Origin of the sequence: Mucilaginibacter gossypii, assembly GCF_900100945.1 — a bacterium.
In the GTDB taxonomy this organism is placed as follows: Bacteria; Bacteroidota; Bacteroidia; order Sphingobacteriales; family Sphingobacteriaceae; genus Mucilaginibacter; species Mucilaginibacter gossypii.
The window spans coordinates 103377-118291 of the sequence record NZ_FNCG01000014.1 but is presented as its reverse complement, the minus strand read 5'-3'; the positions used below and the strand labels follow the sequence as shown (position 1 = coordinate 118291).

At 45.1% G+C, this 14915-nt stretch carries 10 protein-coding genes; 4 read left to right on the top strand and 6 right to left on the bottom strand.

Annotated elements, in window-relative coordinates; all coding sequences use genetic code 11:
- The first annotated feature begins 80 nt into the window (after nt 1–80).
- From plsY to BLS28_RS22125, 4 genes are all read left to right on the top strand, one after another.
- Nucleotides 81–734 carry a glycerol-3-phosphate 1-O-acyltransferase PlsY gene (plsY, locus tag BLS28_RS22140; RefSeq protein ID WP_090531854.1) on the top strand — a complete coding sequence of 218 codons (654 nt, stop codon included), beginning with the start codon at nt 81–83 and terminating at the stop codon, nt 732–734.
- A gap of 5 nt (nt 735–739) precedes the next feature.
- Nucleotides 740–1543 (top strand): M48 family metallopeptidase, encoded by an 804-nt coding sequence (locus BLS28_RS22135; protein ID WP_091172486.1) that lies wholly within the window; start codon nt 740–742, stop codon nt 1541–1543.
- A gap of 47 nt (nt 1544–1590) precedes the next feature.
- Nucleotides 1591–2322 (top strand): YqjF family protein, encoded by a 732-nt coding sequence (locus tag BLS28_RS22130; protein ID WP_091172482.1) that lies wholly within the window; start codon nt 1591–1593, stop codon nt 2320–2322.
- Between the two features lie 290 nt (nt 2323–2612).
- On the top strand, nt 2613–3410 hold the full coding sequence (locus tag BLS28_RS22125; RefSeq protein WP_091172478.1) for a DUF3050 domain-containing protein: 798 nt from the start codon (nt 2613–2615) through the stop codon (nt 3408–3410).
- 83 nt (nt 3411–3493) lie between these two features.
- On the opposite strand, the gene BLS28_RS22120 is transcribed toward BLS28_RS22125, so the two are convergent.
- From BLS28_RS22120 to BLS28_RS22095, 6 genes are all read right to left on the bottom strand, one after another.
- Entirely contained in the window at nt 3494–4288 is a 795-nt protein-coding gene (locus tag BLS28_RS22120; RefSeq protein ID WP_091172475.1) for an FHA domain-containing protein, read from the bottom strand.
- 24 nt (nt 4289–4312) lie between these two features.
- Nucleotides 4313–8389 (bottom strand): FtsW/RodA/SpoVE family cell cycle protein, encoded by a 4077-nt coding sequence (locus BLS28_RS22115; RefSeq protein WP_091172471.1) that lies wholly within the window; start codon nt 8387–8389, stop codon nt 4313–4315.
- Nucleotides 8390–8392: 3 nt separating this feature from the next.
- Nucleotides 8393–9826, bottom strand: a complete 1434-nt coding sequence (locus tag BLS28_RS22110) for a protein phosphatase 2C domain-containing protein (protein ID WP_091172468.1) — start codon at nt 9824–9826, stop codon at nt 8393–8395.
- A gap of 90 nt (nt 9827–9916) precedes the next feature.
- Nucleotides 9917–10882, bottom strand: a complete 966-nt coding sequence (locus BLS28_RS22105) for a hypothetical protein (RefSeq protein ID WP_091172464.1) — start codon at nt 10880–10882, stop codon at nt 9917–9919.
- Nucleotides 10883–10900: 18 nt separating this feature from the next.
- Nucleotides 10901–12328: a serine/threonine protein kinase gene (locus BLS28_RS22100; protein ID WP_091172460.1), complete on the bottom strand. Its 1428-nt coding sequence runs from the start codon at nt 12326–12328 to the stop codon at nt 10901–10903.
- A 249-nt stretch (nt 12329–12577) separates the two neighbouring features.
- On the bottom strand, nt 12578–14875 hold the full coding sequence (locus BLS28_RS22095) for a glycoside hydrolase family 20 protein (protein ID WP_091172456.1): 2298 nt from the start codon (nt 14873–14875) through the stop codon (nt 12578–12580).
- Between the last annotated feature and the right edge of the window lie 40 nt (nt 14876–14915).

The window sequence follows — 14915 nt, the reverse complement described above, 5'->3', positions numbered from 1 at the left end:
CATTGTTAAACAAAGTTTAGTGGTAAAAGCGCTGTGATTAAAACGCTTTTACCGCTTCAATTTTGTAATATTGCAGGAGAATGATAACCGTTTACTCTGTTACAGCACTTATAATGGCTTATCTGTGCGGCTCAATACCTACGGCTGTTTGGATTGGTATGGCTTTTTACAATGTGGATGTACGCGAGTACGGAAGCGGTAATGCAGGTGCTACAAATACTTTTCGTGTGCTTGGTAAAAAGGCGGGCATCCCCGTGATGCTGCTTGATATATTTAAAGGCTGGGCAGCAACAAACTTCGCTTATTTCATTGGTGCATCTGCTACAGGTGCCATCAATTCAACAGCATACACTAATTATGAACTGGCCTTAGGCATAGCGGCAGTTATGGGCCACCTGTTCCCTATTTTTGCAGGTTTCAGGGGCGGCAAGGGCGTAGCAACTTTGTTTGGAATGATTTTGGCTATACATTTTCATGCTGCTTTATTATGTATAGTGGTTTTTATAACGGTGTTACTGATCTCAAAATATGTGTCGCTTAGCTCAATTGCAGCTGCCTTTACTTACCCTATAGGCGTTACATTTGTTTTTCCGACACCTATACGGTCTATAGTAATTTATGGCATGTGTATTTGCGTACTTGTGCTGGTAACCCACCAAAAAAACATTGAACGTTTAATAAGAGGCAAAGAATCGAAAGTTAATTTTTTTAAGAAGAAAACAACAGCTGCCTAATCACCATGAAAAAGTTTAAACCTTTATTAGTCCTGATAGCCATCATGGCTGTCTTTTCCTGTTCAACTGTGCCGCTAACCGGCCGTAAACAATTAAGCCTGGTTGGCGATGCCGAAGTGAACCAGTCGGCAGCGGCAAGCTATAAGCAACTGCTTTCCGACCCTAAAACTAAAGTGGTGGCCAGCGGTGCCGATGCGCAACGTGTTAAAACCATTGGTAACAGACTGGCTGTAGCCATTGAAAAATACCTCAAAGAAAACGGTTATGGCGATCAGTATAGCTTTAATTGGGAGTTTAACCTGATCCAGAGTAGCGAGGTTAACGCCTGGTGTATGCCTGGTGGTAAAGTTGCGGTTTACAGCGGGTTATTACCTGTAGCCAATACCGATGCCTATCTTGCTGTAGTTATGGGCCATGAAATTGGGCATGCCATTGCCCGCCACTCGGCCGAACGGATCTCGCAGGAGATGTTGGTACAAGGGGGCGGACAACTGGTAGGAGCGGCGACAAGCCAGCAGTCGCAGGCTACACAAACTGCCATAAGTACTTTATATGGTGTTGGAAGCCAGCTGAAATTGTTGGCGTATTCCCGTAAACAGGAATCAGAAGCCGACCGTTTAGGTTTAACTTTTATGGCTATGGCCGGTTATGATCCGCACAATGCCATTGCCTTTTGGCAACGTATGGCAGCCCAAAACAAAGGTGGGGCACCGCCTGAATTTTTAAGCACTCACCCTGCCGATGCTACGCGTATTGCCGATATCCAGAACCTCATACCCGAGGCTATGAAATATTATAAAAAATATTAATCATTTTAGTATATCCCGCTCGTAAAAAAGGCGGGATTTTTCTTTTTATGGCTAAAAGCGAATTTTTAAAAGCCCAGTGGAAAAACCTTGTAATGCTCAATTACGAGGTTGATGCGGCAATATTAAAACCTTATAAGCCGGCAGGCACGGTGCTTGACCTGTGGGAAGGAAAAGCGCTGGTAAGTATGGTTGGTTTCATGTTTTCGGATACCCGGGTACTGGGTATTAAATGGCCCTGGCATGTAAACTTTGAAGAAGTTAACCTGCGATTTTACGTGCGATACTTTAATGGTACCGAATGGAAGCGCGGCGCTGTTTTTATAAGCGAAATAGTACCGAAAAGCATGATAGTGCTTATTGCCAACAATCTTTACAAAGAGCATTACCGTGCCCTGCTTATGCGTAGTTCTATCACTTCAGCTGCAGATAATCACACCCAATTTTTATATGAGTGGAAGCTAAACGGCCGCTGGAATAAACTTGGTGCCACCGCGAGTAATGAGTTAGTAAATATTAAAGCCGGTAGCGCAGAAGAATTCATTTTGGAACATTACTGGGGATATAATAGCTTAAGCCCCATAAAAACCATGGAGTACCAGGTTGAGCATGTTTCATGGCAAACGGGTTTGGTGCGCGAGTATGTTTTTGATGCTGATGTTGCCGCACTCTATGGTGAAGCAGTTAGGCCGTTTTTGGAAAAAGAGCCGGTTTCTGCTTTTTATGCGGTCGGGTCGGATATCGTGGTGCGAATGGGGGAGAAGATAGTGGTGGGGAAGTAAAGAGTTATGTGAAAAGGAGTGATGCTTCGAGTCTTTATGGTAAACTTATGGAAGTGAATTATTAAGCATAATGATCTGCCCCTCTGGGGCAGCCTTTCAATTTCTTAAATTTAAGTTAATGATATCGCTTGTAGCAGTAATCTGATCCGTTCCGAGTTAGCAGTGCTTTAAATCCTTATTAAAGCAACTATAATTAAAGAATCCCCCATCACCCCGTCGTCAAAAAAAATAATCAGTTCATTAATAATCACGTTGTTTGCTATTTTTGCCACCCATACAATTTTTGATACATGGCAAATTACAACAACCGCATTGCACAGTTAAAAATCGAGATCCATCCTTTACGCGATCAGCTTATCAGTCACGAGCTTTATAAAAATATTACATCGCTTGATGAGCTTACCGTTTTTATGGAGCATCATGTGTTTGCTGTTTGGGATTTTATGTCGTTGTTAAAAGCTTTGCAGCAAAAGCTTACCTGTACGGTAACGCCATGGATGCCAACCGGGAACGCCAATACCCGTTACCTCATCAATGAAATTGTTGCCGGCGAGGAAAGCGATATCGATGAGCAGGGAAACCGTGCAAGCCATTTCGAACTTTATCTGCGTGCCATGCAGCAGGCCGGCAGCCAAGCTGAAGGGATCAACAATCTGTTTAATGAATTAAACTTCGGTAAGCATATTGATGAAGCGCTGATCATTGCCAATATTCCTGTTGCCGCCCGCAATTTTGTGCAGCACACATTTGACGTTATCGATACCAATAAAGATCATCTGCAAGCTGCAGTATTCACTTTTGGCCGCGAAGATTTGATTCCGGATATGTTTGTAAGCATAGTAAAAGAGCTGAGCCAACAATTGCCGGGTAAGGTTGATATATTGTTATACTATCTTGAGCGCCATATAGAAGTTGACGGCGACCATCATTCCCAACTGGCCTATCAAATGACTGCCGAACTTTGCGGCGATGATGACAGCAAATGGGCCGACGCGACTGTTGCTGTTAAAGAAGCATTACAGGCGCGCATTGCACTTTGGGATGGGATTTTGGAAGCGATTAAAGTACAGGAAATAAGTTCCCTTTAACCATATGCCGGTAGGAAGGTCATTTTGACAGAGCATGGTTAGGGATTTTCTTTCGCTTCCTAACGCTCGTCCTTTTCTTAGCTCTATCGGTTTGCTATCGTAGTATATAAAAATACCGCCGATTCTCCCAATATTACCTGGTCGCCTTCACTTAGGGGATGGCCAATTTGAGTGGAATTGAGTTTGATCATCTTACCATCAGCCGCAATATGGATCTTGGTTTTATTGCGCGGAGGTACGCCGCCTTCATCAGCAAAGATCATGAAGCGCTCGCTTTCGCCGTCCCATTCAATATGGGCATGCTGCCTGCTGATGTATTTATTACTTTCGTCCCTGCTCTCTCCCGGAAAAACAAATTGATTTAGCCTGAACGATCCATTTTCGGTAACAGACTTTTTATCCCTCCCAATGTAAAGTTTGGGGTCTGTTGCTTTAATCAGGTATTCTTCTTTTTCGGCCTCACCACTCAGGATGCGTAAATAGGCTGTAAAGGAAGCTGCATTGTGTGCAACCTGCTTGCGGGTATTCATGATAAAGGCTGCATCCAGGTCGGGAATCCTTTTCGCTTCCGCCGGGAGCTCATCGGTGAACTCAACATCCAGCGTCCAGTCAGAAGGTAAATTGATGTCAAAATCGTCGGCTATTTTTTGAACCTCGTTTTTGAACAGCGCTTTATCATGTACATAAACCGCACCCTCATAAATAGGCTTGTCCTCAGCATCGGCAACTATAAAAAGCTTCAGCTCTTTAATATGGCCGCCTTCTCCACCTTCTATCTTTTGTAACGATTCTTTAATGAAACGTAATATAGCTTCACGTAAGCTTTTTACATCCCAGGGTTGTTTTTCGCCGCTTCTTTTAAATAAACTAAATGCCATTTGCTCTTCCTTTCTGCTTAAACACTATTCTTCGGTAGTGGTTTCCGTTTCCATGCTTTTTATATAACCTTTTTTCAGCAGGAAAGGGATCACATGATTGCCGGCCAGGTGTACCGCGTCTGATGATCCGCGGGTTGATTCTATCCGGATACAAACCACCATATAGCCACTGCCTTTTTCTTTTGGTGCAAAGAAAACATACCAGCCATCGTTAACGCTCTGGTTCCTTACAATACGTTCCGGCGTACCGGTTTTGCCCGCTACCTTGATGCCTAATATAGGCGTTTTAGGCGCACTTTGCTCAATCATATATTGTTTTAACAAAGCAGCATAACGCGGATCTTCGGCCAGCTTGATACCGCTTTTTACAGCCACTGTTGAATCGGCAATTTTTAGCGCGTACCTGTTGGGCAGTAACATACCGTCATTAGCCACACCTGATACCAGCCTCGCTACCGCCGCAGGGGTAGCAATCAGCTCGCCCTGCCCCCAGGCCATACCCGAAATACCTTTAGCCCTTGTTTTATGGATATTGTTAGGATCGTACCGTGGTTTGGTATTAAATTCGGTTTTACGCCATAAGGTGCGCCATTTATCTTCCTGGGTGGCATTCAATACCGGTTTATTATAATAGTAACCGCCTACGCCATGCAAAAACATCCCTGTTTTAAGGTAAAGCGTTGCCATGTACTCTTCCAGGTGTTCCTGGTTGGCCAGTTTAATAAAATATACGTTGTTTGATTTGGCAATGGCGCGCTCCATGGTGATCATCCCGGTTTCGTCGGGCTCGATGCCCTTGGTACGGATCCGCTCCTGGGTGCTTACATGATATTGTATTGCAGATGCAGCGATGCCTAATTTATTAAATGCTGACATCGCCGTTAAAACTTTAGCCGTTGAACCGGGCTGACTGGCATAGGTAAAACCCAGATCGGTAGTGGTTAACCAGGTAGCCAGTTTATTCTGATCGGCCAGTGGCATAGTCAGCTGGTCCCAGTTATGCACAGGAGGCAGCGGGTATTGTGCCGATGTAAGCACATCGCCGGTGTTGGATTCCATGATAACTACCGAAACCCTGTTATCATACAGTGAAGTATCGGAAGCGATAGATTGCTGAATACTGGTTTGCAGATCGGCATCCATCGTAAGCTTTACATCGCGGTTTTTGTTTTTGAAAGCTTCTACCTCCGGGCCGTTGATATCACTTACAAGGAGATTGGCTAAAGCGCTGTAGTCTTTTTTAGCTACGGTCATTTCTTTCATTCCGCGGGGCAGGAACCGGTCTTCCTGGTAACGTGATGCCTTCACATTATAATTGGTGATAGGCATATGAAACCCGCGAAGTTCGGCGGCATGCTCATACTCGGCAAAATAACCGTTGGTGCTGCCATTAAATACCCCGGTGTTTTGATCGCCCGTCCAAAAAAACGTTTGCTCTTCAAAAGGATAAAACCTATCCAGGCGCTTATGCATAGCCGAATCCAGGTCATAATGCAGCATGCCCGAAGCGCTTAATTTGTTCTTTTGTTTTTCGATAAGTTCGGGTTTGCTGGTAGCCAGGATAAGGCCGTTACGGTCATATATAGTACCGGCCTGCAACCTGTTCATCAATATAGCGATACGCGGGTTATAACTAAACATCCGCAGACCGCTTTTATCGGCAACCAAAGCAGGCTTTACAACCCATTGCTTATTATCTGTTGTATAGCGCGATACATTCACCACCAATAATACCACCCCGGCAAGCGCGGCTGCCAATGCAGGTACCAGGTTTTTATCCTGCTGTTTGGTGATATAGTCCATTTGCACTGCTGTGCCCCTTACTGATGAGACCGACAGCAGGAAGCCCGCAGCCAGCAGATTTATTACCAATGATGAGCCGCCATAACTTTCAAAAGGAAGGGAAACGCCGGATAATGGCAATGCCCCGATAGAGCCGCCCGCAATCAGCAAAAACTGCACAAAGGTACATACCCCGATACCTGCACTTAGGTAAAACAGCAGGGGCATCCCGGTTTGCCTGCCTATGATGATGGAGCGGTGCAGGTACAACAAAAACAAGATGAACACCGCGGCCATGCCGGCCCAGCCAAACTCTTCGCCGATTGATGGCAATATCATATCGGTATGTGCTTCGGGGATAGTTTTGGCAAAGCCCTGCCCAACACCTTGTCCGCTTACCCCTCCACTGGCCATGGCCCAAAGTCCGTTAGCTACCTGGTCGCCGCCGTAAACTTCATTATTCCAGGCGTCCTGCCAAATAGCCTTACGCTCAACCAGTCGTTCCACCGGACCGGGGATAATTTTATCGAGCCCCGGAATTTTATCGATGGTTAAAAAAGCAGTGATCACCACGAGCGCCATAATGGCCGATTCACTCAATCTCCTCCGCCTGAAAAATACTACGCTCCCAAGCGAAAAAAATGTGATGCCTGCGCTAAGCCATATATTATCAAAAAACCAGGTAGTGAGCACAAATAGCACCACAAAGCCCGCCATATACAGGAAATCGCCCCGTGAAAAAGAGAACAGGATAATGAATGTAAAACAGATCACCATGGCCGGGCCCAGATCGCCTAAAACCAAAAACAGCAGCAGGGTTATTATTGTGGCGATAAGTGCAAAAGAAAAGAACGACCAACGCTTGCTCCAGCTGGCGTATTGACTGATGAATTTTTCGTTGGTGGCAAAAAATCCGGCAAGAAAAATAACAATGAGGTATTTTACAATTTCGCTTGGCTGAAAACCCAGCAGGTTAACTTTTACACCGCTACCCTCGGGGCCGGTACCAAACAAGATGGTGGAAAACAGGATGCCCATGGCAACAATAGCCCAGGGCCAGCCGTTGGCAGCGCTCCTGCTCCATTTAAAAACAAGCAACCGGTAAAAGCCCGAGTCGGGGTTAAGACGGCGAAGGTTAAATAGCTGAATGATGCAGATCCCGGCCATGCCGATGCCCAAATAAACAAGCGTATCTTTAGCCAGGAACCTATCGCGCAGCGGGTCTTGCAGGCTTAAAAGCGTAAGGAACGAGATACCGGTAAGCATCATGATCAGGGGTAAAATGATCTGATCGGCATCGGGGTACCGGGCGCTTAGTAACAGGTGTACAATGATAAAACCGGCAAAAAAACTGCCAGCTATGATCCAGTACCACATATTAAACTCCTCCTGGTAGCGCACGATAAAGGCACCCTCTTTTTTCAGGATGTTAAAGTCGCGGGTAGAGAGCAGCTTGATGCTATGGGGTGCCTGGCTAAATTTAAAACTTACATCTTTGTCCAGCTCGTCAACGCCCTGCGAGCGGCCAAACTCAAAGCCGGGCTGCATGGGCAATACCGAAAATGCTTTACCGGTTGGCAATTTGGCAAATACAAAGCGCCCTTGCTCATCGGTACGGGCAAAAGCTGTTAGTGACTGCAGTACCTTCTTTTTCTGATCGTTAAGTACATACAGTTTTTTGTATGATGAGGCATTTTCTGAAAAAGATGTTTTTGCTCCCGTTTCTTCATCACTGAAGATACTGTCGCGGGGCAAAATCATGGTGAGCTTTACCAGTACACCGGGCACTGGTTCGCCTTTGTGAGCTATTATACCTTTAATGCTGTATTCGCCAAGGTTGAGATCGGTTTGAGCGCCCAAAGCAGGAGGATTTTTCAATTCCTGCTCAAAGCGGATGGAATCATCGCCGGTATAGCCTAAAAGTGTGCGGGAGGTAAGTACGCGTTTCTTGAAAGTTTCACCGCCCTTTTCAAAGGCCTCGTCGGCATTTACGTAGTATTTGCGTTTGTTAAGCTCGCCGGTATTATCTACCAGGTCGCCGGTTGTTTTACGCGATGCTATTACCGATTCAATGTAATCAACATCCCTGGGATCATCGAAATAATAACCCTTTTTAAGCAACGCCTTTACGTTTTGAGCGGTATTGGGCGAGTTAAGGTTTACGATGGTACCGTCCTTCAGGCGCTTATCAACATCAGTGAACTTAAGTTGCAATACGCCGAAAAGCTTCACAAATAAAACGGCCAGCAATATGCCTGTAAGCAACAGGAACAGCCGTTCCATTCTCCTGCCGGGTACCTTGGGATTTTCCTGGGCCATTTATTAGTGGGTAGCTTTAGTTGGAACAGAATCAGTTTTGAACATGCTGCCAAACAACCTGCCCGAGATGTATTTTTTATTAGGGAACATGTACAATGCCTGGACCGGCGTTAAGCAGTTATTAAACTGCACATTTTTTAGCACCAGGGCATCGTTGTGTGTAATAATGGCCGTGCGGAAGCCGTCAAAAGCAACGCTATCCAATACTACATATTTACAATTAGCAGCCAGCGCGATAGCCGGGCCCGAATAGGTAGAATCTTTTTTAAATACGACGGCACCCTTTGTTTTAATATACAGGCTATCCTTATTGATATGCAGCGTATCGCTCAGCACAATAGGCTGCTGAAAATCAGCTGCCGAAAGTAACAGCGTATGGCCTTTTAATTTGTTAATAGTATCCTGAAGCTTGAGCTCCACCGAATTTTTAATATGCTGGGCAACCAACGTATCTGTTTTTTTAGGAATAGCAGCCTGATCGGCATTCTTTTTAAACTGCCAGATAAACCCACCCAAAAAAATAAAGCAAAGCAGGGTAAGTACAGCCACTGTGCCGCCATTGCCTTTGGTTTTCACCACAGGATCAGGCTCTTCCGGCCTTTTTACCGGGGCGGGCGCAATTGCTTCCGGCTGTTCGGCAGCTTTTACAGCAGCCACCACCGGTTTCGTGGCGCTGTGTTGCTTGCGCTCCTTATCGTTATGTACCAGCACCACGGTGACATTATCTTTACCCCCACGGTTATTGGCTGCATCAATCAGTTTTTTACCTTTTTCGGGCAGGTTATCGCTGCTGGTAAGGATATTGGTGATCTTGCTTTTATCAACCAGGTCGGTTAAGCCGTCGCTGCAAATGAGCAGGATATCGCCCGGCAAAAAGGGCGAGTTACCAGTCTCTACAAAGTCGGGATCCTGGCCTATCTGCCCGGCAAAGCCAAGGGCTTTATTAATTTCATTGCGCTTGGGATGGTCCATGGCCGCTTCCTCGGTCAGCCGGCCCGAATCTTCCAGGAAGCCCACAAAAGAGTGATCTTTCGAGATCTTGATCAGCGAATAATCGCGCAGCAGGTACAGGCGGGTGTCCCCAACGTGGGCGTAATAAAATTTATTGTTGATCACATCAACCACGGCCAAGGTAAGCACACAGGCCATGTTTTCAAGATCTTTGTTCTGTACTTTTTCGTCGTAGATCCGCTGGTTGGCAATAGTAAACGTATTTACCAATAGCGGTACAATATCGCCGGCTATATATTGCAATTGCTCCAGGATGGTGGCGCGGGCAATTTCGGCAGCTATTTCGCCCCCGGCATAACCGCCAACCCCATCAACCACACAGGCAATGATAAAATTGCCATCACCAGATTTTTCGGCAATAAAAACGTCTTCGTTGTTTTGCCTTTGCCTACCGGTATCTGTTATCCCGAAAAAATTATTTGCCATGGTTTTAACTGGATTTTTTTATGTCGATAAAATGAGCTACCAATAACAGCACACATATTGCCAGCAGCCCTATTGATAATACCTGTGACATTATGGTTCGGGTTTGAATATGTTAATACCTACTATGCCATTGAGCAGGATCCTGGAGTTGAACGGCAGCTCAACCCATTGCGGCGAGTTCACGTCGCTCCCGGCCACTTCCAGCTCATTGATCAGGGTGCGCTCGCCAAAAGAAGCCATGTAAAACTTACCATCGGCTTTATTTAGCCTGATGCGCAGGTGCGGGGTGTTCACCCATTCAGACGGTACCTTAAACACGGCCTGCTCGTCCCTTTCCTCATCACTGCCCGATACAACAATATCATCATCCTTGATCAGGTACTCCACCTTGCGGCCAACAAACTGTTTATCTGGCATAATGGTTTCCAGCCGGGCCAGTACTTTTGTACCGGGTTTTGCTACGTCCTTTTCGTTATAATGCAGATCATTGGCATAAGGCAATTCATAATAACCTTCGCTGTAATAAGTAAAGCCCTTTAAAACCTCGTTGCTAATATCCAGCGTTTGGGCAACACCCGTTTGGCGTGGAATGAAGGTAACCCGCAGGTTCTCCTCTTTTTTAGCGCTTGTGCCGGGCAGCAGTTTACCTATAAAACCCTTATCGCCGCGTTTATAGTCCGGGTGCGATACCAGCCTGAATACCCATTTTGAGCTTGAAGGCTCCACCTTTTTGCCTACTTCCTGGTGTTCGCGCAGCAATTCATAAAACTTCTTTACCGATTCATTAACGATAATGCCGAACAAGCCAGAGCGGTTATTTACAAAATCCTGGTAATCTTCCTCGTTAAAGCTGATGATAAATTCATGGTAAAAAACTATCCTGTCGGCAAAAGAAAGCTGCTTGATCGATTCCTTGAATTTTTCGATGATGTATAAATACACGTCATCGGGCGTTAGCGCTTTTATTTTTACAGCCTCTTCGTTTACTGGTTTGCCGTTTGGTAAAAACCAGTCCTGAAGGCCTATCCGTTTCCAAAATGTTGATTTAGGTTCCATTCTGTATATGCTAAATCATTAAAAGTTTAAGTTAGAGGTATCCGCTTTTTTCACACTATCGCGATAAAACTGCGTATCTTCCTTTTGTTGTTTTGCCCGTTGTATGTTACGCAATATCGAATCGGCGGTTGAATCAACTTCAGGTGGAATATTGCTCTCATCTTTGTAATCACTGGTCTTAAGCTGCTGTACGGAGTCTTTTTTTTGGGGTAGGATAATTTTATTACTTGCGGCCGAGTCGGTTGCTTTTTTTGAAGGCTTAAACAGCCTGCTAACCACCCCATTATAAATACGCCCGCCAAACTTATCCATCACCACTGCCGAAAACACTGTGAAACCGCAAAGCAATATCATGAACAAAACAAAAATTGGCTTTGACATGCGTACGACTTTGTTATCAGCAGGTGCATCGCTGATTACCTGTGCCGGTTGCTTGTTCTCGTTTTCCTGGTAATATAAAACGAGGCCTTGCAGGCGTTCATTTTCCTTTAATAAAACTTCGGTGTTCCACGATTCATCAGGATTAGTTTTACTAATGGCTCCTATGCTACCCTGCATCAAAGCTTCCTGCAATTCAATGCCGTTGGCATACCGGTTATTGATGTCTTTTTGCAGGCATTTAGCCACAATCTGTAATAACCAGGCCGGAACCTGCATCTGCATTTCTTTTTTCTCGTCAGACCAGCTTTCGGGCAGGTTTTTGCGGCGCAGCTCCATTACATCAGGCATCTCCGACTCCATGTGGGCCAGCATCACGGCGTTGCGTGCTGTTTCGCCATTATCTTTTAGCGGGAAAGGCACCTGCCCGCCAATCAATTCATACAGGATGATGCCGTAGCTGTACACATCTGTTTGGAAATACATCAGGCCTTCATTTTGCTCGGGTGCCATAAATTCAATGGCGCCCGCATGACGGATACTGGTACGGCGCTGATCATCAGACATGGCCGAAAGACCAAAGTCAAGCAGCACGTAGTTTCCGGTATGTACGTTGAACTTTACATTATTGCTTTTGATGTCGCCGTGCTTTACCGAAACTTTGTGACAGTGCGATAACGCGTTTGCCAGCTGATCGGCCAGTTTGATGATCTCTTTAATGCTGAAGATAGCCTCATGGGGTGGTTTCAGCAGGTCCTCCAGATCGGGGCCATCAATATATTCCATTTCGATAAACGGGAACGAACCACTTTCGGTAATGCCCGAATTAAGGATCTTAACCACATTTGGGTTAGGCTCTTCGTTTACCTTTTTTAGTTTTTCGACCTCGTTTTGGAAATTGCGAAAATTTTTATCGTCGGTGCTTTCGGTGTGAATAGGAGTGGGCAGGAGCTTTACCGCTGTGATAATAGGCCCATAGCGGCGACCTTTATAAACAGAGCCCTGACCGCCCGTTCGTAAAGCCCCCATGTTTTCCAAACCTTCGGTAATAGTAAATACTTTGCTCATTGAGTTATACTTGGGGAATGAGTATTCGTGACAAATATTAAAAACTTTTTACTCAACATAACGCAGGCATTAGTGTTTGGTATAAAAATATAAAAAAATAACCGCTGATTTGGGTGATTTCGTTGATTGCGCTGATTAACAATTCTGTCTGAACCCGAATTTATTGAATTAAAAGAATGGACAGAATGCTCAGCAAATTCAATAAATTCCCTTAATTCAATAAATTCGAGTTCAGACGACCATAGTTCATTAATTCACAATTATCTCATCCACCATTAACCATGCCTTTGCCCCGGCAATATACTCACCCGGCGGAATCATCCCTTTGTTGGTTGCTTTTACCCTGATATATCTTGCCTGCTGTGTTTTGATGTTTGCCCTTACAGCGTTGATGCCGTTATCCGGGAAATCAGTCTGGCGGTAAACTTCGGTATAATTGCTTCCATCTGTTGATACCTCAAAGGTAAGCAGCGTTGGCTCCCACATTTTTTGCCAATGGTATTTTAATATGTTAATGCCAAGCTTTGATACGTTTTGCACGTTTCCAAGGTCAACTACTGCTTCAAGGTCATCTCCGCTAAAGCCATACCATTGCCCGTCATTATAAAGCTTGCTGCCGAAGATGCCGTTCACTAAACCAAAGGTATTGCCCGGATTAAACCCTCCCTGCGGCTGGTTTTTAAGCGTTACCGTTTTGCCAATGGCTTTATGAATGCTAAATGATTTTTCATAGGTTCGGCCCTGCTGCCTGCCATTATTAAAAACAGCTGCTTTAATAATGCTTGATGATGCTATTGTAATTGCACCTGTGTAACCTTGGCTGTTTAAGCCCGGCTCAGTACCATCTGTTGTATAAAATATTTTAGCGCCGGGTAAAGTTGTTTGGATATTTAACGCTACCTGATGATTAGCTGTTTCGATTACAGAATCGGTGATCTCATCAAATACATCAGCCGCGTTTATGTTTAGCTTTTTAAGTAAAGGCTGCTGGTACCTCAGTCGTTTCAAAAAGTCAGGATAGCTTTTATTTTTCTTCGAACTCCAGGCAACTTCGGCCAAAGCCAGCATTCGCGGGAACAATTGCCGCTCGGCCTGTGCGGGGCTGGCCATGTATTCGCTCCAAGCATTGGCTTGTACGCCTTTGATATATTTTGCTTCCTCGCCGCTTAATTCATTAGTTATTGGTTCGTAATTATAGACCTTGCTTAATGGCGTGTAACCGCCGCCGGCTAGTGGCTCGGCCGGGTAAAGGGACTGGTAGTAATCCAGGTATACATATTTTTCGGGCGTCATGATGGCATCGTGATGCTGTTTGGCAGCGGCTATGCCGCCCTCTTCGCCAGTCCAGCTCATTACGGTTGCACCAGGGGTAAGCCCACCTTCCAGGATCTCGTCCCAGCCTATGATCTGCCGGCCTTTACTGTTCAGGTATTTTTCCATGCGGCCGATGAAATAACTTTGCAGTTCCTTCTCATCTTTCAGGTGTTCGTCCTTAATGCGCTGCTGGCATTTGGGGCAGACCTTCCATTTGGTTTTAGGGCACTCATCACCGCCGATGTGAATATATTTTGAAGGGAACAACGGCAGTACCTCATCCATCACATTTTGTAAAAAGGTAAACGTTTCGTCATTGCCGGCGCAATACACATCATCAAAAATACCCCAATAGGTAGCGGTTTTATACGGGCCGCCGGTACAACCCAATTGCGGGTAAGCAGCCAGCGCCGCCATTGCATGGCCCGGCATTTCAATTTCCGGGATTACCGTGATATGCCTTTGAGTGGCATACTTTACAATTTCCTTAACCTCATCCTGGGTATAATAACCGCCATAGCGTTTACCATCAAACCTGTGCGGACTATCCTTTTTGTGGCCAATGATGGTTTCATCGCGGTAAGCCGAAATGCTTTGCAGTAAAGGATATTTTTTTATTTCGATGCGCCAGCCCTGGTCATCAGTTAAGTGCCAGTGGAAGGTGTTGATTTTGTATAATGCCAACAAGTCTATCCATTTTTTGATAGCTTCGGGCTTGAAAAAATGACGGCTTACGTCTAAATGCATCCCGCGGTATGCAAAACGGGGATAATCCATAATGACGCAGCTTCGCGCAGTTACTTTTCCATTGGATACTTTTAGTAACTGGATAAGTGATTGCAATCCATAAAACACACCTGCTTCATCATGACCGGTAATTTTTATACGTTTAGCTGTAACCGATAGCTTATATCCCTCTGGTTGGGTAACATATTTATCATCTATATTTAACTGAACAGGAGCATTCGACCTATGATTTGTTCGGAGGCCGAAACCTGAAACAGATTTAAAATAGGTATTGAAAAATGTAAGGTTATCCCGGCCGATGTTAGGTGTGGTACCTATTGCTGTTGATTGATTAAAAGTAAAAACCTGGTTTGCATTTGTCTTTACCATTATAACGGGCTTAGGGATTATGCCTTCTTCCTTTACCTGAGCGTTGGTTACCGCTGCAAAAAGCACGCATAACGGAATACAACTGAGAAATTTGCGGAATGTAAACAGGTTGATCATCAATGTAAATGTAAAACCGAATATACTTTTTTTGCCGAAA